General features: G+C 65.1%; 24 protein-coding genes. 10 read left to right on the top strand and 14 right to left on the bottom strand.

From position 1 onward, the window contains the following. Positions 1-73 precede the first annotated feature (73 nt). Positions 74-901: a DUF6473 family protein gene (locus tag I6N89_RS20130; protein ID WP_207020223.1), complete on the bottom strand. Its 828-nt coding sequence runs from the start codon at positions 899-901 to the stop codon at positions 74-76. A gap of 157 nt (positions 902-1,058) precedes the next feature. Between I6N89_RS20130 and I6N89_RS20125 the strand changes: the two genes are divergently transcribed. Next, positions 1,059-1,934 (top strand): 3-hydroxybutyryl-CoA dehydrogenase, encoded by an 876-nt coding sequence (locus I6N89_RS20125; RefSeq protein ID WP_207020222.1) that lies wholly within the window; start codon positions 1,059-1,061, stop codon positions 1,932-1,934. A 73-nt stretch (positions 1,935-2,007) separates the two neighbouring features. Here the strand turns inward: I6N89_RS20125 and I6N89_RS20120 are convergent, their stop codons facing one another. From I6N89_RS20120 to I6N89_RS20090, 7 genes are read right to left on the bottom strand one after another with little or no spacing between them, the layout of a single operon-like run. After that, on the bottom strand, positions 2,008-2,889 hold the full coding sequence (locus I6N89_RS20120; protein ID WP_207020221.1) for a lysophospholipid acyltransferase family protein: 882 nt from the start codon (positions 2,887-2,889) through the stop codon (positions 2,008-2,010). A 48-nt stretch (positions 2,890-2,937) separates the two neighbouring features. After that, positions 2,938-3,216, bottom strand: a complete 279-nt coding sequence (locus I6N89_RS20115) for an HPr family phosphocarrier protein (protein WP_207020220.1) — start codon at positions 3,214-3,216, stop codon at positions 2,938-2,940. A 43-nt stretch (positions 3,217-3,259) separates the two neighbouring features. Then, positions 3,260-3,658, bottom strand: coding sequence for a PTS sugar transporter subunit IIA (locus I6N89_RS20110; protein WP_076701404.1), 399 nt, complete (start codon positions 3,656-3,658; stop codon positions 3,260-3,262). Next, the gene (rapZ, locus tag I6N89_RS20105) at positions 3,655-4,581 is read right to left on the bottom strand and encodes an RNase adapter RapZ (RefSeq protein WP_207020219.1); all 927 of its coding nucleotides are present in this window, start codon (positions 4,579-4,581) and stop codon (positions 3,655-3,657) included. The genes I6N89_RS20110 and rapZ overlap by 4 nt, the downstream gene beginning before the upstream one ends. A gap of 6 nt (positions 4,582-4,587) precedes the next feature. Continuing rightward, positions 4,588-5,016 (bottom strand): HPr kinase/phosphorylase, encoded by a 429-nt coding sequence (locus I6N89_RS20100; protein WP_207020218.1) that lies wholly within the window; start codon positions 5,014-5,016, stop codon positions 4,588-4,590. Between the two features lie 4 nt (positions 5,017-5,020). Further along, on the bottom strand, positions 5,021-6,748 hold the full coding sequence (locus tag I6N89_RS20095) for a sensor histidine kinase (protein ID WP_207020217.1): 1,728 nt from the start codon (positions 6,746-6,748) through the stop codon (positions 5,021-5,023). Positions 6,749-6,751: 3 nt separating this feature from the next. Next, a complete protein-coding gene (locus tag I6N89_RS20090) occupies positions 6,752-7,453 on the bottom strand; it encodes a response regulator transcription factor (RefSeq protein ID WP_076701407.1) in 702 nt (233 codons plus the stop codon). A gap of 357 nt (positions 7,454-7,810) precedes the next feature. Here I6N89_RS20090 and I6N89_RS20085 point away from each other — a divergent pair, with 357 nt between their 5' ends. From I6N89_RS20085 to I6N89_RS20060, 6 genes are all read left to right on the top strand, one after another. Next, on the top strand, positions 7,811-9,409 hold the full coding sequence (locus I6N89_RS20085; protein WP_207020216.1) for a phosphoenolpyruvate carboxykinase: 1,599 nt from the start codon (positions 7,811-7,813) through the stop codon (positions 9,407-9,409). A 148-nt stretch (positions 9,410-9,557) separates the two neighbouring features. Then, a complete protein-coding gene (locus tag I6N89_RS20080; RefSeq protein WP_207020215.1) occupies positions 9,558-10,106 on the top strand; it encodes a DUF3859 domain-containing protein in 549 nt (182 codons plus the stop codon). Positions 10,107-10,354: 248 nt separating this feature from the next. Beyond that, positions 10,355-10,855 carry a YbjN domain-containing protein gene (locus I6N89_RS20075; RefSeq protein WP_076701420.1) on the top strand — a complete coding sequence of 167 codons (501 nt, stop codon included), beginning with the start codon at positions 10,355-10,357 and terminating at the stop codon, positions 10,853-10,855. Between the two features lie 164 nt (positions 10,856-11,019). Next, the gene (gene proC, locus I6N89_RS20070; protein ID WP_207020214.1) at positions 11,020-11,835 is read left to right on the top strand and encodes a pyrroline-5-carboxylate reductase; all 816 of its coding nucleotides are present in this window, start codon (positions 11,020-11,022) and stop codon (positions 11,833-11,835) included. Beyond that, on the top strand, positions 11,828-12,166 hold the full coding sequence (locus I6N89_RS20065) for a tRNA-binding protein (RefSeq protein WP_076701428.1): 339 nt from the start codon (positions 11,828-11,830) through the stop codon (positions 12,164-12,166). Before proC ends, I6N89_RS20065 begins: the two co-directional genes overlap by 8 nt. Next, the gene (locus tag I6N89_RS20060; protein WP_207020213.1) at positions 12,163-13,116 is read left to right on the top strand and encodes a 2-hydroxyacid dehydrogenase; all 954 of its coding nucleotides are present in this window, start codon (positions 12,163-12,165) and stop codon (positions 13,114-13,116) included. The genes I6N89_RS20065 and I6N89_RS20060 overlap by 4 nt, the downstream gene beginning before the upstream one ends. Positions 13,117-13,203: 87 nt before the next feature. Here I6N89_RS20060 and dtd read toward each other — a convergent pair whose 3' ends face one another. Both dtd and I6N89_RS20050 read right to left on the bottom strand, forming a co-directional pair. After that, the gene (gene dtd / locus I6N89_RS20055) at positions 13,204-13,647 is read right to left on the bottom strand and encodes a D-aminoacyl-tRNA deacylase (protein ID WP_207020212.1); all 444 of its coding nucleotides are present in this window, start codon (positions 13,645-13,647) and stop codon (positions 13,204-13,206) included. After that, positions 13,644-14,543 carry a carbohydrate kinase family protein gene (locus I6N89_RS20050; protein ID WP_207020211.1) on the bottom strand — a complete coding sequence of 300 codons (900 nt, stop codon included), beginning with the start codon at positions 14,541-14,543 and terminating at the stop codon, positions 13,644-13,646. Before I6N89_RS20050 ends, dtd begins: the two co-directional genes overlap by 4 nt. A 133-nt stretch (positions 14,544-14,676) precedes the next feature. Here I6N89_RS20050 and I6N89_RS20045 point away from each other — a divergent pair, with 133 nt between their 5' ends. After that, positions 14,677-15,090 (top strand): Hsp20/alpha crystallin family protein, encoded by a 414-nt coding sequence (locus tag I6N89_RS20045; RefSeq protein ID WP_207020210.1) that lies wholly within the window; start codon positions 14,677-14,679, stop codon positions 15,088-15,090. Between the two features lie 92 nt (positions 15,091-15,182). Here the strand turns inward: I6N89_RS20045 and I6N89_RS20040 are convergent, their stop codons facing one another. Next, positions 15,183-16,268 (bottom strand): TFIIB-type zinc finger domain-containing protein, encoded by a 1,086-nt coding sequence (locus I6N89_RS20040; protein WP_207020209.1) that lies wholly within the window; start codon positions 16,266-16,268, stop codon positions 15,183-15,185. Positions 16,269-16,397: 129 nt separating this feature from the next. Between I6N89_RS20040 and I6N89_RS20035 the strand changes: the two genes are divergently transcribed. Continuing rightward, positions 16,398-17,000 carry a hypothetical protein gene (locus I6N89_RS20035; protein ID WP_328805907.1) on the top strand — a complete coding sequence of 201 codons (603 nt, stop codon included), beginning with the start codon at positions 16,398-16,400 and terminating at the stop codon, positions 16,998-17,000. After that, positions 16,987-17,274, top strand: coding sequence for a cupin domain-containing protein (locus I6N89_RS20030; protein WP_207020208.1), 288 nt, complete (start codon positions 16,987-16,989; stop codon positions 17,272-17,274). Before I6N89_RS20035 ends, I6N89_RS20030 begins: the two co-directional genes overlap by 14 nt. A 33-nt stretch (positions 17,275-17,307) precedes the next feature. Here the strand turns inward: I6N89_RS20030 and I6N89_RS20025 are convergent, their stop codons facing one another. The 3 genes from I6N89_RS20025 to I6N89_RS20015 form a co-directional block, all read right to left on the bottom strand. Then, positions 17,308-18,441, bottom strand: a complete 1,134-nt coding sequence (locus tag I6N89_RS20025) for an SPFH domain-containing protein (protein ID WP_207020207.1) — start codon at positions 18,439-18,441, stop codon at positions 17,308-17,310. A gap of 166 nt (positions 18,442-18,607) precedes the next feature. Beyond that, positions 18,608-19,285: a DUF6338 family protein gene (locus tag I6N89_RS20020; protein ID WP_207020206.1), complete on the bottom strand. Its 678-nt coding sequence runs from the start codon at positions 19,283-19,285 to the stop codon at positions 18,608-18,610. Next, complete coding sequence (locus I6N89_RS20015; RefSeq protein WP_207020205.1) at positions 19,285-20,265, bottom strand: DUF2927 domain-containing protein; 981 nt, start codon at positions 20,263-20,265, stop codon at positions 19,285-19,287. The genes I6N89_RS20020 and I6N89_RS20015 overlap by 1 nt, the downstream gene beginning before the upstream one ends. Positions 20,266-20,268 lie beyond the last annotated feature (3 nt).

Below are 20,268 nucleotides of genomic sequence, written 5' to 3'. Positions count from 1 at the left end.
CCGCAGCGCGGCATTGGCGGGCAGGCGTGGCCCTCTTTGCGGCAAAGCGCTGAAAAACCGGGCGACCCCCGGGTCAGTCCAGAAGGTCGCAGAGCTGGGGCAGCAGGATCTCGGCGGCCTCTTCATGCGCCGCAGGGCCGAGCAGTTCCGCGGCCGCGTCGGACTCGAAGTCGCTGAAGACCATGCCGGTGGTGCTGCGCATGCGCGCGCTCTCAGAAAGTGGCGCCTCGATCAGCCCGGCGGCGCGCGGGCGCAGCGCCTCGAGCATGGTGCGGTCGATGAAGAGCGGATCGCGGTCGAGATCCATGAGCGGTTTTTCCGATGGCGGATGTTCGGCAAAATAGAGCAGAAGCACCCGCCCGCGCAGGATGGTGAGCAGGTGTTTCATCCGTGCCACCCAAGCCAGGCGCAGCTCTTCGACCACCTCGGTGAAGCGCTCCGGCGCGAGCGCTTGCAGCCGCCCGAGCATGTGGCGGTTGAAGTGGAACTCGGTGAAATCGACCTCCGGGTAAAGCGCTTGCAACCGGTCCGAGGCGCGCAGGAAGCGGTCGTTGCGGCGCGGATGCACGCTGTAGTAGCGGTTCGACATGTTTTGCGCGCCCATGATCTGGAGCACGCAGAGATCGGCGCGTTCGGCCAGATGCAGCACCGCCGGGTCGTGCAGGTATAGGTCGAGCCCGGCATTGATCACGCCGAAATTCACGCAGGGCTGGCCCAGCCCGGCCTCGAGCAGCGCCGGAAACGGCGTCTCGATGAAGCGCCCATAGGTCTCCGTCCCGCCGAGAAAGCCGACATATGGTCCATCGAGCGACCGGCGCGGCCCCCGGAACAGCACGCGCGATCGGCCATAGCGGCACGGAAAATAGTCCAGCGCGCCATGCGCTGTTACGGCAACGGTCATCACACCCACCTTTGTTCATTCTCACCCGGCAGGCAGACTCGGGCAAAGGTCTTGCCATTTCGCTAATGCGAAAAAGCCCGACAAATCCGTAGCGTCCGCCTTGCGGCGGGTGGCGGCGCGTGCCTATGCTTGGCGCGAAATATCAGGGATATGGGCGATGGATATCAGCAGGATCGGTGTTGTGGGCGCGGGGCAGATGGGCAACGGGATCGCTCATGTCATGGCGCTGGCCGGCTACGAAGTGCGGCTTTCGGATGTCAGCCAGGACGCGCTGGACAAGGCCGTGGAGCTCATCGCCCGCAATCTCGACCGGCAGGTGAGCCGCGGCAAGGTGAGCGACGCCGATCGCGATGCCGCGCTGGCCCGAATCGTGACCACGCTGGATATGGCGGATGTCGGTCAGACCGATCTGGTGATCGAGGCCGCGACCGAGCAGGAAAGCGTCAAGCAAAAGATCTTCGACAGCCTGGCGCCGCATCTGCTGCCGAACACGATCCTGACCTCCAACACCTCGTCGATCTCGATCACCCGGCTTGCCTCGCGCACCGACCGGCCGGAGAAATTCCTCGGCTTCCATTTCATGAACCCGGTGCCGCTGATGCAGCTGGTCGAGCTGATCAGGGGCATTGCCACCGATCAGGAAACCTACGAGGCCTGCATGGGCGTGGTCGAGCGGCTGGGAAAGACCGCCGCCAGTGCCGAGGATTTCCCGGCCTTCATCGTCAACCGGATCCTGGTGCCGATGATCAACGAGGCGGTCTATACGCTCTATGAAGGCGTCGGCAATGTGCGCTCCATCGACATGGCGATGAAGCTCGGGGCCAACCATCCGATGGGGCCGCTGGAGCTGGCGGATTTCATCGGGCTCGACACCTGCCTTGCGATCATGAACGTGCTGCATGACGGGCTGGCCGACACCAAATACCGCCCCTGTCCGCTGCTGACGAAATATGTCGAGGCCGGCTGGCTGGGCCGCAAGACCAAGCGCGGCTTTTACGACTACCGTGGCGAGGAGCCGGTGCCGACGCGCTGATCGCGACGTGACCCAAGATTTTTCGTACGAAAAATCTTGGGTCCAGAAAATTCGAAGAATTTTCTGTGGCGGGTCAGGTTTCCTGGCGCAGGCTGAGCGTGGCCTCGCGCAGCCAGGCGACGAATTCGCGCTGCTTTCCGGTCCATGCCTTCACCGCGTCCGGGGTGACCGGTTCGCCCACCACAGGTCTTTGCGGGCGATTGCAGGCATGCATGACCTCATGGATCAGCAGGCCCTGCCGGATGGTCGGCGACAGCTTGTTGGCAACCTGATAGGCGCGGCTGTTCTGGCCGGGGAAATAGATCGGCACGACCGTCGCGCCGGAGCGCTGGATCATTTTGGCGGTGAACGGGTTCCACACCGCCTCGACCGCCGGGCCGAGCAGGGTTTTCGATGCCGCCACCACGCCGGACGGGAACAGCGCGATCACGCCGCCCTTCTTCAGGTGGTCCATCGCCTTGGCGCGCATTTCCAGGCTCTCCTCGCGGGCATTTGCCTCATGCGGGAAGGGCACCGGAATCATGAACTGCTCGATCTCCTTCACGCCGGTCAGCAGAGAGCGGGTGAGGATCTTGTAGTCGGTGCGCACGCGCCCGATCAGCTCGGCCAGGATCATTCCGTCGACAAGCCCGTGCGGGTGGTTGGCGACCACGATCAACGGGCCTTTCTCGGGGATGCGGCTGATCTGCTCTTCGGGGGTCTGAAGCGCGATGCCCATATGCCCCAGCGCCTGCTGCCAAAAGGCCTGCCCGTCGGGCACGCCGGCGCGCTCGAAGCGGCGCACGAGGCGGATCAGCGGCAGCTTGCCCGTCGCCCATTCCATGGCGCGGATCGTGTTTGCCTTCCACGGATTGGTGAAGGTGTTGGCATAGCTCAGCTTGCGCTTGTCATAAGGGGCGGGTTGTGGCCGTGTCACGTTGCCCCGTCCGGCAGTGGCCTGATAGCTCTCAACCATACGCCTGCTCAGTCCCGCTGTTCCATCTTCCGGACCTGAGCCCGGCGCCTAGTCGTCTTCGCCGAAACGGTTGGCAACCAATGCTTCCAGCGCATCGGCGAGCGCAGCCGCGTCCGGCCCAGAGGTTTCAACCTGAATAGAGGTTCCTTTGGAGGCTGCCAACATCAAAAGCCCCATGATGCTGTCTCCGCCGGCGCAGAGCCCGTCTTTTGACACTTCGGCGCGCGCGTCGAACCCCTCGACCACCTCGACCAGCTTGGCGGAGGCACGGGCATGCAAGCCCTTTTCGTTCACGATCTTCAGCACGCGTTGCACGGTTTCGGTCATGGAGTTTTGTCTTCCCTTGCGGCGCCACCGGCGTCTTTGTCACTCAGTGGGGATCGGGCTTGACGTTCATGCTGTCAATATATTTCCGACCCGCTTCCAGCGCGCCCTTTACCGCATCGGGCACCTGCTGCTGCCGGCTTTTCGCCAGCTTGATCAGCATCGGCAGATTCATGCCATAGAGGATGCGGCGATTTTCCGGCTGGCAGGCGAGCAGAGACAGGTTCGACGGCGAGCCGCCATAGAGATCCGTCACCAGAACCACGCCGTCGCCGGTATCCACCGTATCGGCGGCATTGCAAATCTCGGCCTGTTTGCCGCCACGGTCGTGATCCGCCTCGATCGACACGGCTACGATCCCGGGCTGCGCGCCCACAACATGCTCCACCGCCGCGAGATATTCCCGCGCCAGTCCGCCATGGGCCACGATCACGATGCCGATCACCCCTGCCTTCCTCCGCTCGCTTCGCCTTGCCCGGACCGGGCTCCAAGGCCGCGTCGTTCCAGCTCGCGGTGTCTAGTTGACACTTGCCAGCCATGGTCCGCAAGGGCACCCGTCACCATTTCCGCAACGGCAACCGAGCGGTGTTGCCCGCCGGTACACCCAAAGCCGAAGGACAGATGTGCCTTGCCTTCTTCCTTGCACGCGGGCAGCACGAAAAGCGCCAGATCCGTGAGCTTTCCGATAAAGGGCGCAAAGCGCGCGTCGCGGGCGATATGCTGCGTTACCGCCGCGTCGAGCCCGGTAAGCGCGCGCAGCTCCGGCTGCCAGTGCGGGTTGTCGAGAAATCGGCAGTCGAACACCCAGTCGAGCCCCTGCGGCACGCCGCGCTTATAGGAAAAGCTGTGCAGCGAGACCGCCAGCCGCTGGCCGGTCTGATCGGTGAAAGCACCTTCCATCTGCGCGCGCAGATCGTGCGGCGACAGTTCGCTGGTGTCGATCAGGATATCGGCGGCGGCGCGGGCGTCTGCCAGCAGTTCCAGCTCGCGGGCGATGCCCTGCGTATAGCTCTCGTCGGGCGCCATCGGGTGGCGCCGGCGGGTCTCGGAATAGCGCCGGGCCAGCATCGCGGGGGCACAATCGAGATAGAGCAGCTGCGCCTCAAGCCCCGGCGCGGCGCCCAGTTCGCGGTGAAGGTCGAGCAGGCGCTGGATCGAGAAATCGCGGTTTCGGATGTCGATCCCCAGCGCGACCGGTCGCGCCAGCGCGCCGCCCTCCAGCAGCAGGCGGGGGATCAGGCTTAGCGGGATATTGTCGATCGCCTCATAGCCGAAATCTTCGAGCGCATTGATCGCCGTGGATCTGCCCGCGCCCGAGGGCCCGGTGACCAGGACGACCCGCTGGCTTCCTGTCGGCTGATCCTGCATTGCGCTCTATTCCCTCCTGCCCTCCTTTAGATATTGCACGAGGGCTGCGGGAAAATAGGGATGCGCGGCTTTGTGAAGCAAGGGGATTCTTTGCCCTTGCAGCATGATTTCGCGGCGCTGCGGCAATCGCTCCGTCTCGGGGGTGTCGAGATCGAGCACCGCCGCCAGCCGGACGGGGCCGCTGGCGCTTGCAGCCAGTAGGCCGAGACCGCGCGCCTCGATCATTCCATGCAGCTGCTCCGGGGGCGATAGCCAGAGCGCACCCTCATGCGCCGTGACGATCACCCGGTCGTCGGCCACGAGCTCGGCGCCGCGCGCCATCATCTCCAGCGCCAGCCCGGACTTGCCGCTGCCCGAGGCGCCCCGGATCAGCAGGCCGTTGCCCGCGACCGCGACGGCGGTAGCGTGCAGGGGAGGGGGCGCGCCGGGCCTCACCGGATCAGATCGGCAGGCCCACGACAAAGCGCGCGCCCAGAGGCTCCGAAGTCACATCGGCCTCGGTCGGGCGGATGTTCTCGGCCCAGATCACGCCGCCATGCGCCTCGACGATCTGTTTGGAGATCGCAAGCCCAAGGCCCGAGTTGTTGCCGAAGTCGGTCTCGGGGCGCTGCGAATAGAACCGCTTGAAGATCTTTTGCAGCGCCTCCTCGGGGATGCCGGGGCCGGTATCCTCGACCACAACAAGCACGCGATTGTCGCGGCGCCGCGCCCAGACGCGGATCGCGTCGCCATCCTCGCAAAAGCTGATCGCATTGGTGATGAGATTGACGAAGACCTGCGCCAGCCGCGGTTCCAGCCCGTTGATGCGGATCGGGTTGGCCGGCAGGTCAGTGATAAATTCCACCCCCTTGCGGCGTGCGTCCTCGCCCAGGAACTGCGTGAGATTGCCGAGCATCTCCAGCAGGTCGAATTCCTGCTCTTCCTCTTTCACCAGCTCGGAATCCAGCCGCGAGGCGTTGGAGATGTCGCTCACCAGCCGGTCGAGCCGGCGCACATCGTGTTCGATCACATCGAGAAGCTTGTCGCGATGCTCTTCCTTCTTGACGATGCGCAGCGAGCCGATGGCCGAGCGCAGGCTGGCCAGCGGGTTCTTGATCTCGTGCGCGACGTCGGCGGCGAACTGCTCATTGCCCTCGATACGGTCGTAAAGCGCCGCGACCATGCCGCGCAGCGCACCCGAGAGGCGGCCGATCTCGTCGGGCCGTGCGGTCAGGTCGGGAATACGGATGCGGCGCGAGCCGTTCTTGTTCGTGTTGCGGTCGCGGCCTATCTCGGCGGCGTCGGCCAGATCGGAGATCGGGTTGGCGATGGTCGAGGCCAGCACCAGGCTGAGCCCGATGGAGACCAGTGTGGCGATCACGAACATCTGTAACACGCGCTCGCGCTCGGCGCTGACGGCGGCGTCGATCTCGGCCGAAGTCGTGATCATGGCGACGGTGCCGGCGATCGTATTGCCCTGACGGATCGGCGAGAGCGCTGTGAACAGGGTTTCGCCACTGCTGCCGGTGCCGGCTTCCACACGCGTCGCTGCCGGATCGCCGGATTCGATCATCCGGCGCAACCGGTCTTCCAGAGACAGCTCGGGCTGCTGTTCGAAATAGGAGAACATGCCTGCGACGCCACGCCACACGGTATCGAGGAAATCGGAAATCAGCGTGCGATGATCTTCGCCGCGCGGATCCACCGGGCTTGGCCCGGGCAGAGTGCCCGAGGTTTCGCCAACGAGGAAATTGCCGGTATCGAAGACCAGAAGCTCGACGCCCTCACGCAGGTCGAGCCCGTCGAGCGTGGCCGAGAGGTCAAACCCCGGCGCGCTGCCGAGCGCGACCGGAGGGGCCTCGGGCAGCTGCGCTTCGAACACGTCTGCGATCAGCTCGATCTCGGAGTTGAGCGCATTGGCGCGTTGCAGCACCAGCGTGTCGCGCGAGGAGTTCAGCCATAGGATACCCGCCACCAGCACGTTCAACGCAATCAGGTTGAACGTGATGATTTTGCGGGTCAGCGGCGAGCGGTTGAGCGAAAACAGGCTGCGCCGCGCGCGGCTGTCGCGCAGCTCTTTTTCCACCGTGCTGTCGGGGGCGACCCAGTCGTCGCCCAGCACAACATCGGCGTCCTGCCGTTCGCCAGGCTGATCGTCGCGCATCGAGATCCTTTCGGCGAGGGCCATCGCTTACTCTTCGTTGTAACGATACCCGATCCCATAGAGGGTTTCGATGGCGGAAAAATCCGCATCGACGGTGCGCATCTTCTTCCGCAGACGTTTGATATGGCTGTCGATGGTGCGGTCGTCGACATAGACCTGATCGTCATAGGCAACGTCCATCAGCTGGTCGCGCGACTTGACGAAGCCGGGGCGCTGCGCGAGCGCCTGGAGCAGCAGGAATTCGGTCACCGTCAGCGACACGTCCTGACCCTTCCAGCTGACCGCGTGGCGCAGCGGATCCATGACCAGCGAGCCGCGGGTCATCAGTTTGGTTTCTTCGGTGTCGCCCACCACATCGCCCGCCACCGCCTCCTGGCGGCGCAGCAGCGCGCGGATGCGCTCCACCAGAAGCCGTTGGGAAAACGGCTTTTTCACGTAGTCGTCGGCGCCCATGCGCAGCCCGAGCACCTCGTCGATCTCGTCATCCTTGGAGGTGAGGAAGATCACCGGCATCTTGGATTTCTGCCGCACCCGTTGCAGAAGATCCATCCCGTCCATGCGCGGCATCTTGATGTCGAAGACGGCCATATCGGGCATCTTCTTGCTGAACGCGTCCAGCGCTGACTGCCCGTCATTATAGGTTTCGACCTCAAAGCCCTCTGCCTCCAGAGTCATTGATACCGATGTCAGGATGTTCCTGTCATCGTCCACAAGGGCGATTTTCGACATGGCACTGGTTCCTTATTCTGCTCTTCTTGCCCGTTTTTTGCCACGACTATGCGTGAATTTGGGCTTTACAACAATCCCAAACTGCGAATCAGGCAAGCGTCCAGCCCCGATTGCAGCGGAAATGTGGTAACGAATGGCTAAAATGCCTCAGTCGGTGCCGGGCCGTTCGGCGGGGTTTCGCGGGTGCTAACGCTAAACCGAACTTGGTTGCGCTAACTCGCAAGATGCCTCCTGTTCCTAACGTCGGGCCTCGTGCTAAAGGGACCGGTGCCGGTGGCGGGCGCTGCCGGTGAACGAATTTCCTTTTCGTTCTTATTTACGACCGCCGCGTTCCGCGCGGCTACAGGAGCTTGGCAGATGACATTTGGACGGGTAAACCCGCAATTCCGGCTGGAAGATCAGGGGATCGAAGGGCTGGGCAATGTCTATTACAATCTTATGGAGCCGGCGCTGATCGAGGCCGCCCTGAAACGCGGCGAAGGCACGCTGGGCAAGGGCGGTGCCTTTTACGTCTCCACCGGCAAGTTCACCGGTCGCTCGCCCCAGGACAAGCACGTCGTCAAGACCGACACGGTTGCCGACAAGATCTGGTGGGAAAACAACCGTGAGATGTCGCCCGAGGGGTTCGACCGTCTCTATGATGATATGATCGAGCACATGAAGGGCCGCGACTATTTCGTCGAGGACCTGACCGGCGGCGCCGACCCTGCCTATTCTATCAAGGTGCGCATGGTGACCGAGCTGGCCTGGCACGGTCTCTTCATCCGCCACATGCTGCGCCGCCCCGAGCGCGACGCGCTGGACGATTTCATCGCCGATTTCACCGTAATCAACTGCCCGAGCTTCAAGGCCGACCCGGAAAAGCACGGCTGCCGCTCGGATACGGTCATCGCGCTGAACTTCGACAAGAAGACGATCCTGATTGCCAACACCGAATATGCCGGCGAGAACAAGAAATCCGTCTTCACGCTGCTGAACTACCTGCTGCCGCTCAAAGGCATCATGGCGATGCACTGCTCGGCCAACCACGCGCCGAACAACCCGGTGGACACCGCGGTGTTCTTCGGTCTGTCGGGCACCGGCAAGACCACGCTCTCGGCCGATCCCGAGCGTGTGCTGATCGGCGATGACGAACATGGCTGGTCGGATCGCGGCACCTTCAACTTCGAAGGCGGCTGCTATGCCAAGACCATCAACCTCAGCGCCGAGGCGGAGCCGGAAATCTACGCCACGACCTCGAAATTCGGCACCGTGATCGAGAACATGGTCTTCGATCCCGAGACGTTCGAACTCGATTTCGACGACGACTCGCTCACCGCCAACATGCGCTGCGCCTACCCGCTGGAATATATCTCCAACGCGTCGTCGACCGCTCTGGGCGGGCATCCGAAGAACATCATCATGCTGACCTGCGACGCCTTCGGCGTGCTGCCGCCGATCGCGCGGCTGACCCCGGCGCAGGCGATGTATCACTTCCTGTCGGGCTTCACCTCCAAGGTGGCAGGCACCGAACGCGGCATCACCGAGCCGCAGCCGACCTTCTCGACCTGCTTTGGCGCGCCCTTCATGCCGCTGCGCCCCGAGGTCTATGGCAACCTGCTGCGTGACAAGATCGCCAAGCACGGGGCGACCTGCTGGCTGGTCAACACCGGCTGGACCGGCGGCGCCTATGGCACCGGCCACCGCATGCCGATCAAGGCGACCCGTGCGCTGCTGCATGCCGCGCTTAACGGCTCGCTGGCCAAGGTCGATTTCCGCAAGGATCCGAATTTCGGTTTCGAGGTGCCGGTGTCGGTCGAAGGCGTGCCCGAGCTGCTGCTCGATCCGCGCCGCACCTGGTCGGACAAGGAGGCGTTCGATGCCCAGGCGGCGAAGCTGGTGAAGATGTTCGCCGACAATTTCGAGCAATACGTGCCCTATATCGACGAAGACGTGAAAGCCGCAGCCATCGGCTGATCCGCTCTTACAGCGCCTATCTTCCAGACGCCCGCCGGAGACGGCGGGCGTTTTAATGCGCATCGCGGCGCGCTGACGGGTGCGCCTCTTCCCCCAAGGGAAGGTCTGCGCTATCCGGGCGGCGAGTTGTCCCGCGCCGGAGCCGCCGATGTCCCGCCTCTTCGCCCTCGTCGCCGCCGCTCTTGCGGTCCTGCCGGCGCCGGTCGCGGCAGAGACCGCGCCCTCCTACGCGCATGATCCGCTGGTCCTGCTGGATCACGGGGTGATCTGCCAGGTCACTACGCAGGGCGCGCGGCCGGCACCCGATACGTTGATGGGCGAGATCAACCTCATCGACCAGAGCCGCGAGATGGACGTGACCACGCGGGTGGTGCCGGCAAAGGCGGGGATCAGCTTCGGCATCAAGTTCACCCTGCGCCCCGGGGCCGGCGCGCGGGATATGAATGTGATCGTGACGCATCCGCCGATGGGGCCCGAAGGCATCACGCGCGAAAGCTGGACGGCGCCGATTGCCGAGGGTAGCAGCAGCCTCAACCTTTTCACCTTCGAGTTTCCCTACGAGATGGTGCCGGGGGAGTGGGTCATGGCGCTGGAGGCGGATGGCGAGCGCCTGCTCGAACAGCGCTTCGAAGTGGTGTCGGAGCTGGCGGCGCCCGCGGTGCTTTCGGTCTGTTACGGGCAGGATTTCGTGTCCTGACGGGATCGCCGGGTCATCCCGGGATTATCCCCCGACTTGCCCACATATCCACAGCCGCCATCTTGGGCGCGGCAGTCAGTCATCCACAACTTATTGCGTGGCTCGCGAATATTTCGCTTTACAGAAGCTGCCCGCCACATGCACGATATGTAGCTAGGGGAGGGGAACAACTCCCAGCCCCTAGAGCAGTCAGCTAGCGCTTGGGGCGCAGCCATTTCCCCGGCGCTACGAGCAGAAAGAGGTGGCGCATGGCACTGTCCGAAGAGTTTCTGAGCGACGAGATTCACCCCATCGACATCGTCGAAACGCTGGCCGAACATCACGAATGGGATTTTGACCGCGTTGCAGAGGATCAGATCGCCATGGCGGTGGAAGGGCAGTGGCGCACCTATTCGATCACGCTCGCCTGGTCGCCCTATGACGAGACCCTGCGCCTGATCTGCACCTTCGAGATGGAGCCGCCGGAGCAGACCCTGCCCGAGCTCTATGCCGGGCTGAACGCCGCCAACGATCAATGCTGGGCGGGCTCGTTCAGCTACTGGGCGGAGCACAAGCTGATGGTCTACCGCTACGGGCTGGTGCTCGCGGGCGGGCAGAGCGCCAGCCCCGAGCAGATCGACACGATGATCTCCGCGGCGGTGCTGTCGTCGGAACGCTATTACCCGGCGTTCCAGCTCATCGCCTGGGCGGGCAAACCCGCCTCCGAAGCGATCCAGATCGCCATCGCCGAGGCCTACGGCCGGGCCTGACCTACACGCTGGCCCCAAGATTTTTCGTACGAAAAATCTTGGGGCGGTCGCGGCGGCATGCCAATCGCTCTGGCTGCGACCTTTGCCGCGTCCTGCAACGCCTCCATGCTTGAATCCCGACGCGCGGCGCGACAGATTGGCGCCGACGTTAGGAGACAGACATCATGCAGAATGGGGATATCGCGCGCCGGGGGCTCGTGCTTCTGGGCTGTGGCAAGATGGGCTCGGCCATGCTCGAAGGCTGGCTGAAACGCGGGTTGCCCGCAACATCGGTCTGGGTCTCGGATCCGCACCCGTCCGACTGGCTCAAGGCGCAGGGCGTGCGGCTGAACGAAGAGTTGCCCGCCGATCCGGCCATCGTGCTGGTGGCGGTCAAGCCGCAGATGATGACCGAAGCACTGCCCTCGCTGGTGCCGCTCGGCAATGGCGGCACACTGTTCCTGTCGGTGGCGGCGGGCATTCTCATCGGCAGCTATGAGCGCATGCTGGGCGCCGAGACCCCGGTCATCCGCGCCATGCCCAACACCCCCGCCGCCGTGGGGCAGGGGATCACCGCGATTGTCGGCAACGCCCACGCCTCCGCCGCGCAGATGGCGCAGGCCGAAGAGCTGCTCTCCGCCGTGGGCGGGGTCGTGCGGCTCGAGACCGAGGCGCAGATGGATGCGGTGACCGGCGTCAGCGGCTCGGGGCCGGCCTATGTGTTCCACATGATCGAATGCCTCGCCGCGGCGGGCGAGGCGCAGGGGCTGGCGCCGGAGCTGGCGATGACGCTGGCCAGGGCGACGGTCGCGGGGGCAGGGGCGCTGGCCATGCAGGCCGATGAAGACCCCGCCCAGTTGCGCCGCAACGTGACCTCGCCCAATGGCACGACGCAGGCCGGGCTGGAGGTGCTGATGGACGCCGAGACCGGCCTGCCGCCGCTGATCAAGGCGACGGTGGCCGCCGCCGCGGACCGCTCGCGGGAGCTGGCAAATGGCTGAAGCAAGTTTCGATGACTTCCTGAAAGTCGATATCCGCGTGGGCCGGGTGATCCGGGCCGAGCCCTTCCCGGAGGCGCGCAAGCCCGCGATCAAGCTCTGGATCGATTTCGGCCCCGAGATCGGGGAAAAGAAATGCTCGGCGCAGATCACCGTGCATTACGATCCGGAAACGCTGGTCGGGCGGCAGGTCATGGCGGTGGTGAACTTCCCGCCGCGCCAGATCGGGCCGTTCATGTCGGAATGCCTGACGCTGGGTTTCATGGATGAGGCCGGCGCGGTGGTGCTGGCCGGCCCCGATCAGGAGGTGCCCCTCGGGGCGCGGCTGCATTGACCCGCATCCTTATCGCCCGCAACCTGCCCGAAAGCGTGGTCGCCGAGGCGCGCGGCCTCTTCGATGTGACCTATCGCGACCGGCCCGATCCGCTCAGCCGCGACGAGATGCTGGAGGCGCTCGCCGAGTATGACGGGGCGCTGGTGACGCTGGGCGATGTCTTCGCCGCCGATGTCTTTGCCGAGGCGGGCACGCCGCGCGCCGGAATCCTCGCCAATTTCGGGGTCGGCTACAATCACATCGACGTGGCCGCGGCAAAGGCGGCGGGGCTGGTGGTGACCAACACCCCCGGCGCGGTGACCGATGCCACCGCCGATATCGCCATGACGCTGATGCTGATGAGCTGCCGCCGCGCAGGCGAGGGCGAGCGGTTGGTCCGCTCGGGCGGCTGGCAGGGCTGGCACCCGGTGCAGATGCTTGGGCTGCATATGACCGGCAAGCGTGTCGGCATTCTCGGGATGGGCCGGATCGGCCAGGCCATCGCCCGGCGCTGCCATTTCGGCTTTGGCATGGAGGTCGCCTATGCCAGCCGCTCGGAAAAGACGCTCGACTTCCCCGCCACCCGTTGCGCCTCGCCGGAAGAGCTGGCGGCGGCGGTGGATGTGCTCGTGGTCTCGGTGCCCGCCAGCCCCGAGACCCATCACCTGGTGAGCGCGGGCGTGCTGGCGGCGATGAAGCCCTCGGCGCATCTGATCAATATCGCGCGGGGCGATATCGTCGACGAGGCGGCACTGATTGCGGCGCTGGAGGCGGGCGCCATCGCCGGTGCGGGGCTGGATGTCTACGAGCACGAGCCGCGTGTGCCCGAAGCGCTGCTGGCGCTGGAAAATGCCGTACTGCTGCCGCATCTCGGCACGGCGGCGCTGGAGGTGCGCGAGGATATGGGCCGGATGGCGGTGGCGAACCTGCGGGCGTTCTTCGCCGGAGAGCCGGTGCCGAACCCGGTGTGAGGTGTGGTGGGTTGGAAACCCGCCCTACGGGGGAGCATTGCCGTGGTGCGGCTCACTCATAGGGTGGGCAATTTGCCCACCACACCGTCACCCATCGCTGTCCATCCAGATCGTCACCGGCCCGTCATTGACCAGTGCCACCTGCATGTCGGCGCCGAAGCGGCCGGTGGCGACCGGCACGCCCTCGGCCTGAAGCCGCGCGGCGAAATGCTCGTAGAGCCGCTCCCCGATCTCGGGTGCGGCGGCGGCCGAAAATCCGGGGCGGTTGCCGCTGCGTGTGTCGGCGGACAGGGTGAACTGGCTCACCACCAGCGCGGCGCCGCCGATATCGCGGACTGAGCGGTTCATCCGCCCCTCATCGTCCTTGAAGATGCGCAGCTTGGCGACTTTCGCCGCCAGCTTCTCCGCCTGCGCCTCGCCATCGCCCTGCATGGCGCAAACCAGCACCAGCAGCCCGGGCCCGACCTCGCCCAGCACGGCGCCGCCCACACTCACCCGCGCTTCCGAGACGCGCTGGATCAGAACCCTCACAGCTCGGACACCCAGGGCGGGTTGGCGCCGGCGCGGCTGACGGTCACCGCCGCCGCCCGCGCGCCCAGCGTCACGCAGGGGCGCAGCGCATCAAGCGATGCATCGCGCAGCGCGGCGCGGCTCAGCAGCCCCTCGCGCGCCAGCCCGGCCAGCAGCCCCGCGTTGAACGTGTCGCCCGCGCCGACCGTATCGACCACCTCGGCCTTCTCCGCCGGCACCTCCATCGAGCCCGCGGCGGTCAGCGCCAGCACACCCTCGGCGCCGCGCGTCTCCAGCACCAGCGCCGCGCCGCCGGCGATCAGCTCGGCGGGCGTGGTGCCGAGCCACGCCATATCTTCGTCGGAGATCTTTACCACATCCGCCCGCGCCAGCATGTGTGACAGCCGTGCCCGGTAGCGTGCCTCGTCACTGATGAAGCCCGGGCGGATATTCGGGTCGATCATCACCAGCCTGTCGCCCGCCCGCGCGCAGAGCGCCGCATAGGCCTCGGCGGCGGGCTCGGCGACGAGGCTGATACCGCCGAAAAACAGCGCATCGACGTTGTCGCCCAGTTCCGGCAGATCGGCCTCGCCCAGCATCCGCCCGGCTGTGGCCTCGTCATAGAAGGCGTATTGCGCGTGACCGTCGGTGAGCGTGACGAAGGCCAGCGTTGTGGGCCGCGCCGATCGCGGACAAAGCGTGAAATCGACCCGCGAGGCGGTGAGCGCCCCGGCCAGCGCATCGCCGAAGAGATCGGTGGAGAGCCCGCCGAAATAGCCCGCCGGCGCGCCCAGCCGCCCCAGCGCGATGGCGGTGTTGAACACCGCGCCGCCCGGCACCGGCGCAAAGGCCGCCTCGCCGGTGGTGGCGGTGCGCGGCAGCATGTCGATCAGCGATTCTCCGCAGCATAGGATCATGGTGTTTCCCCGTTTTGTTACCGCAAACTGCCCCGGGAATTCCGCCGGCACAAGGCCGCGATTTGCGCAGGATCATGGCGCCGTGCGGCAGGTTGCGGGATAATCCCAAGCGTAAGGAAAGGAGGTGTCTGTCATGGTTGAAACCACACAAACAGGCCTCTGGCCGCATCTCTACGCACCGCTGAAGGGTCTGAGCACAAAGCTCTCGGAATGGCTCTCGCCAGCTTCCGATGCCTCGTCGAACGACAACGCTTACCGGATCTCGGTGGAGCTGCCCGGCGTGCCCGAGGACGCGGTCGAGTTGACGGTGGATGACGGCGTTCTGACGGTGATCGGCGAGAAATCCGAGACCCGCGAGGACAAGGGTGACACCTGGTATTTCTCGGAACGGGAATACGGCGCGTTCCGCCGCTCGTTCCGCCTGCCGGGCGATGCCGATGCCGGTCGCGCCGAGGCGCAGATGAAGGACGGCGTGCTTCAGGTCACGGTGCCGCGCAAGGCGCCGGAGACCGGCAAGGCCAAAAGGATCGCGGTGACCAGAGGATAGGCTGAGGCGGTGATCCCCGTCCCGCCTTCCCCGAGGCTTGTTCTCGGGTTGCCGTGGAAGGGTGGGCAGCGATGCCCGCCCTTCATTCGTATCTACTGGCTCTGTGCCGCGACATAGCCCACGACCCCCGCCACGATGAGTCCGAGCAGCACCGCAAAGGCGATCTTCCAGGCCGACCAGGGCCGTTCGCCCTGCACCCGCCCGGTGGTGCCGTTCACCACAAAGCGGTAGGTCTCGCCGCGATATTTATAGGCCGCCATCCAGACCGGCAGCAGGATATGCTTGAAGGTTACGTCCGACACGGCGGTGTCGATGCGGTGGATGCGCTGGCGGTCGCCGCCGATGTCGAATTTCACGTCGCGCTCGATCTGCCGGTCCATCAGGGCGCGGGCCTCCTGATAGCCCTCGTCGAGATCGACCTGATAGCCCTCGGCGCGGAATCCGGCGAGGAATTCCGGCTGATAGGGCTCCATCCGGCTCAGATCCCAGGGCTCCAGCGCGTCGGTGAAGCGCTTGGGCAGCGAGCGCGAGGCCAGCACCAGCACATCGTCGAAGAACCGCGCCACCCGGCCGGAGGCGGCGCGCCAGCGCACCTTGGCCACCCGCACGGTCTGGGTCTTGCCGTCGCGCACCACCTGCCGGGTTTCGTAATAGACCGTGCCGCGCTCGCCCCGGTAATCCGAAGCGGTCTGCGCGTCGAAGGTCCAGTAGGGCACATAGATGCCCTGCATCTTGCGGCCCTTGCGGGCATAGTCCTGAAGCCCGTTCGGCGCGAACCAGAGCCGCCCCAGCCATTGCGTCATCGCCTCGCGCGCCGCCGCCTCGTCGAGCGCGAAGGGCAGCAGCCCGCGCGGCTTGATCTGCCGGTGCGTGCCGGTGTCGGTGACCACGGGTGTCGCGCAGAACGGGCATTCGGTGGCGTGACTGTCGGGATCGAACTCCACCTCCGCCCCGCAATTGGGGCATTGAGTGACGCGCAGATCCTCCATCTCCTGCAAGGGCAGGAGATTGTCGAGCGCGGCGCGGAAATCAAGCTCGCGGATGCCCTTCTTCCAGGGGCCGGTCTCGCCGATCTCCTTCACGTCGCCGCAATGGTCGCAGACAAGCTGGCCCTTGGCGGGATCGTAGCGGTAATCGGCGCCGCATTGTTCGCAGGGAAAACGGTGTTCTTCGGTCATCCTCGCCCCCGGTGGTTCGGCAGCGCGACCCTAGGGCGGATGCCGGGGGGATGGAACCCGGTTTTCCTTTGCCGCGGCGCTGAGTAGGGTGGCGCCGACACAGACGGCGACACGGCGAATGAGGGGCGTGTGAGACAGCGGATTTGGACGGTTTTCCTGGTGGCTGGTCTGGGCCTTGGCGCGGCGCCGGCGTGGGCGGAGAACGCCAGCTACCGGTTCGAGTGGCAGGGGTCCGGCGGCTATGCCATGCGCGGTGCGCTGTCCTTCGATGCGGCGCTGCTGGGGCGCGAGGAGGTGCGGGCGAGCGACCTGACCTGTTTCGTGATCGAGGGCTATCGCGATAACGAGCCCATCGGCCGCTGGGCGCTTGGCATGCTGAACGAAGAGACCACCTGGTCGCTGAGCTTCCGCCCCTCGGGGTCGGAATTCACCGTGTTCGGCCCGGGCAACCCGATGCCGCAGGCCTGGAACATGGATGGCGCCGGCACCGATTGCGGGCCGGGGGGCTTTGGCTTCAATATCGGCAATGCGGCGCAGGATCTCTGCCTCGACGGGCGGCTGGTTGTCAGCTCTCAGGTCGAGCCGTCGCGGCCCTTCCCGGCGGTGCGCGACGACGATGTGCCGTTTCCAAGCGACGGTTGCATGGGGCCGATGCTGATGAGCAAGCTGCCGGAACGTGTGGTTCCCGCGTCTTTCGAAATCGAAAAGGACTCTGACCATGGCCAGAACTGAAGCCGTCGCCACCGCGCTGCTGTCGGATGACAAGACCCGCACCACGCGCTTCGATTTCGCCCCCGGCGCGGAAACCGGCTGGCATGTGCACGCGCATGATTACGTGATCGTCGCGGTGACCGATCTGACCATGCGGCTGGAGCTGCCGGGCGGTGAGACCCGCGATGTGTTCACCCCGGCGGGGCAGGCCTATCGCCGCAACAAGGGCACCGAGCACAATGTCATCAACGCGGGCGACGCGCCGATGAGCTTTGTCGAGGTGGAAATCCTTTGAGCAGGCGGAGGGCGGGCAGGCCGCCCACGCCCGTCACGCGCCCGGGGGCGGCGGCGGCATGACGGTGAAGAGCTGCGCCAGCTCGGTCACGTCTTCGGCCCTTTGCCAGCCGTCCTGGCCCTGGGTCCAGACATAGGTTTCGCGGGTCAGCCCGCCCTCGGTCACCATGCGGCCCAGCCGCGCCTTGGAGAACGGGCCGCTGGTCTGGCCGTTCTCGGCGATGTGCCAGACATGCTCCACCGGCGGCGGGGGAGGCGGCGGCGGGGCCGATGCGGCGGGTTGTGACGCCGCCGCCGGGCGGGCGCCCCAGGGGCCGGCCTGCGCGCCGCTCATCTGCGCGCCCATCGACATGCCGAGCCCGGCGCCGAACCCGGTGCCCATTGCCTGACCGGCGGCGGAGCCCTCGGCCCCCAGCGCCTCGGCGGCCTGGAACTTGGTATAGGCGTCGAGATTGCCGATCACCCCCATCGAGGTGCGCTTGTCCATCGCCTTTTCCACTGCGTCGGGGAGCGTGATGTTCTCGATATAGAGCTCGGGCAGGGTCAGCCCGTATTCGGCGATGGTGGCGGAGATCCCTTCGGCCAGCATCTTGCCCAGATCGGCGGTGTTGGCCGCCATGTCGAGCACGGGAATGCCCGAGCCCGCGATCAGCCGCGAGAATTCCTGCACGATGATATTGCGGATCTGAAAGCTGATCTCGTCCGAGGTGAATTCGCCATCGGTGCCGACGATCTCGGTGAGGAATTTCGCCGCGTCGGCGACGCGCACCGAATAGGTGCCGAAGGCGCGCAGCCGCACCGGGCCGAATTCCGGGTCGCGGCAGATGATCGGGTTCTTGGTGCCCCATTTCAGCCCGTTGAACCGCGTCGTGTTGACGAAATAGATCTCGGACTTGAAGGGCGAACGGAAGCCGTGATCCCAGTGCTGGAGCGAGGTCATGATCGGCATGTTGTTGGTCTCGAGCATGTAGAGACCGGGCGTGAACACATCCGCCAGCTGCCCCTCATGCACGAACACCGCCGACTGCCCCTCGCGCACGGTCAGCTTGGCGCCGTATTTGATCTCGTGCCCCTCGCGCTCGAAGCGCCAGACCATCGTGTCGCGGGTGTCGTCCACCCAGTGGATCACGTCGATGAACTGGCCCGAGAGGAAATCCAGAATGCCCATATTTATTTAGCCCCGTTTGGGAGGTTTGACTGTCGATTGAGACCCCTTCGGAAGCTGTGCCGCCGTCGGAGGGGGGGAGGTGGACGAGCCTCGTGCCTGAAGGCCCTTTTCTACCGAGTCGCGCGACGCAGTGCCATGGGACGCGCTTGGTTTTGCACTGTAGCCATCAACCAGCATCGTTCTCTTCGTCACCATCGCTTTTGTCCTCTTCCAGCAGGAACTCTATCGACCGAACGTTTTTCAGACTGACCAGAATAGCACGCGGTTCGTTGGGTTCTTTCCAGTCGCCATTGTCATCAATAACATATGCTCTTTCGAGATATAGGTCACTTCGAGTGTCATCGGTAGCCGCCAGAGAGTTTTCTCCGAACCATCCGCCGATCTTTGTTCCGTCCTCGAAGGTGATTTCCACCAGTCCCGGAGGCCGCTCATGGCCAAAAGCGTAGTCATGCGCTTTCCTGACAGGATGTACCACCGGCAGCGAAAACCGCTTCAATACCCCGTTACGCCAGTTGGACTGCAAGAACAGCCCCAACATTACGCCGAGAGCTGAGGGCACGATCAGCACGCGAACAACAAGCTTGAGCGTTTCAGACGGTTCGAGCAGCGCGTTGGGCAGGCTCGCCAGCGCCCAGGCGGATTTCACGAAAGATTGGTGCAGTGTTTCGACGCCAAGCGCGAAAAACTGCGCGACAAGGCTCAGGATAACGGCTTCGATCAGCAATTCGGCGGGTTTCGGTCGCAGGCCGAGAACGAAAGCCGAGCGCACGAATATGACGACATAGCCCGCAAGAAGATATCGCGCGAAGAACTCGAAGGTTTCCGGCGATAGAAGCTGGACCATCAGCTCGGCCCGAGGCCGCCCGCGAGCTGTGCCGCCAGATCCTTGACGATGGGGCGCGCGGTGTCGGCGTCCATGCCCGGCTTCAGCTGGGGATCGTAGAGGATTTTCAGCAGCATCTCGTCATGGGTGGTGAGAAGGGCAAACTCGTCGTCGTCGTTGAAGATCGAGGGCCGCGCCTCGGGCGAGTCGTTGCCGAGGCCCAGACCCTGCGCCACCTCTTCATGGATGCAGGAGCGGCGCAGCAGGTCGGGATGTTCCGAGCGGATCACCGCGATGGCCTGGCCATAGGCATAGCCGCCGGGGTTCTCGGAAAATGCAATGACCAGACAGTGAATCGAGCGCGGCAGGTTCTCGAAAACCTCCAGCGCCGTCGGGTTCACATCGGGCACAAGCTGTCGAATGCGCGGGGCGATCTGCGCCTTATCGTCCTCTGACATGAAGAGGACATGGAAATTCGCCGCACCCGTGGTCATCGAGATCGGATGCCCGGTGGTCCGGTTCAGCCGGTTCACGTATTGAATCAGCATGTTGCGGTCCTGCACCCGCTGATCCTCGGGAACCAGTGCGCCAAACTCGGCGGAGACGCGCACCGGCTTGGTCCATTTCTTCACCCGTCCCAGCTCGCCGCGCGAGGGGCGCAGCCCGGCGCCGCGCTCGTATTCCTCGGCCAGCGCGATACGTTCGAAATTCCGTGCCAGCATCGTGTCGGTATAGGGGGTGTCCGGGCCGCCGCCATCGGTGCGCAGCAGCCCTTGGGCCAGCAGATCGGCCTGCACGCGGGCGTAATAGACTTCGAGATCGTGGCTTGCCAGCGACGGTTCGCGCGGCACCTCGGATGACGGGCCGGCGGGGCGAAGTTCAGAGGGCCGCGCATGCGGCGGCACTTCGGTCTTGCGGGGGGCAAGCGTCGAGGACTCGCAGGCCGCGAGACCTGCGAGCAGCGAAATGGCGAGCGCCGCGCGGCGCCAGCCCCCGCGCATGGC

The sequence above is a fragment of the Salipiger abyssi genome (genome assembly GCF_017311415.1).
In the GTDB taxonomy this organism is placed as follows: domain Bacteria; phylum Pseudomonadota; class Alphaproteobacteria; order Rhodobacterales; family Rhodobacteraceae; genus Salipiger; species Salipiger abyssi_A.
The sequence above is the reverse complement of the archived record's forward strand: the minus strand, read 5'-3'. Positions and strand labels throughout refer to the sequence as shown.

Bases quoted from the DNA above. Each gene is read 5' to 3' on its own strand.
- I6N89_RS20130 (WP_207020223.1), bottom strand. From the start codon at position 901: ATGACCGTTGCCGTAACAGCGCATGGCGCGCTGGACTATTTTCCGTGC.
- I6N89_RS20125 (WP_207020222.1), top strand. From the start codon at position 1,059: ATGGATATCAGCAGGATCGGTGTTGTGGGCGCGGGGCAGATGGGCAAC.
- I6N89_RS20120 (WP_207020221.1), bottom strand. From the start codon at position 2,889: ATGGTTGAGAGCTATCAGGCCACTGCCGGACGGGGCAACGTGACACGG.
- I6N89_RS20115 (WP_207020220.1), bottom strand. From the start codon at position 3,216: ATGACCGAAACCGTGCAACGCGTGCTGAAGATCGTGAACGAAAAGGGC.
- rapZ (WP_207020219.1), bottom strand. From the start codon at position 4,581: ATGCAGGATCAGCCGACAGGAAGCCAGCGGGTCGTCCTGGTCACCGGG.
- I6N89_RS20095 (WP_207020217.1), bottom strand. From the start codon at position 6,748: ATGGCCCTCGCCGAAAGGATCTCGATGCGCGACGATCAGCCTGGCGAA.
- I6N89_RS20090 (WP_076701407.1), bottom strand. From the start codon at position 7,453: ATGTCGAAAATCGCCCTTGTGGACGATGACAGGAACATCCTGACATCG.
- I6N89_RS20085 (WP_207020216.1), top strand. From the start codon at position 7,811: ATGACATTTGGACGGGTAAACCCGCAATTCCGGCTGGAAGATCAGGGG.
- I6N89_RS20080 (WP_207020215.1), top strand. From the start codon at position 9,558: ATGTCCCGCCTCTTCGCCCTCGTCGCCGCCGCTCTTGCGGTCCTGCCG.
- I6N89_RS20075 (WP_076701420.1), top strand. From the start codon at position 10,355: ATGGCACTGTCCGAAGAGTTTCTGAGCGACGAGATTCACCCCATCGAC.
- proC (WP_207020214.1), top strand. From the start codon at position 11,020: ATGCAGAATGGGGATATCGCGCGCCGGGGGCTCGTGCTTCTGGGCTGT.
- I6N89_RS20065 (WP_076701428.1), top strand. From the start codon at position 11,828: ATGGCTGAAGCAAGTTTCGATGACTTCCTGAAAGTCGATATCCGCGTG.
- I6N89_RS20050 (WP_207020211.1), bottom strand. From the start codon at position 14,543: ATGATCCTATGCTGCGGAGAATCGCTGATCGACATGCTGCCGCGCACC.
- I6N89_RS20045 (WP_207020210.1), top strand. From the start codon at position 14,677: ATGGTTGAAACCACACAAACAGGCCTCTGGCCGCATCTCTACGCACCG.
- I6N89_RS20040 (WP_207020209.1), bottom strand. From the start codon at position 16,268: ATGACCGAAGAACACCGTTTTCCCTGCGAACAATGCGGCGCCGATTAC.
- I6N89_RS20030 (WP_207020208.1), top strand. From the start codon at position 16,987: ATGGCCAGAACTGAAGCCGTCGCCACCGCGCTGCTGTCGGATGACAAG.
- I6N89_RS20025 (WP_207020207.1), bottom strand. From the start codon at position 18,441: ATGGGCATTCTGGATTTCCTCTCGGGCCAGTTCATCGACGTGATCCAC.
- I6N89_RS20020 (WP_207020206.1), bottom strand. From the start codon at position 19,285: ATGGTCCAGCTTCTATCGCCGGAAACCTTCGAGTTCTTCGCGCGATAT.
- I6N89_RS20015 (WP_207020205.1), bottom strand. From the start codon at position 20,265: ATGCGCGGGGGCTGGCGCCGCGCGGCGCTCGCCATTTCGCTGCTCGCA.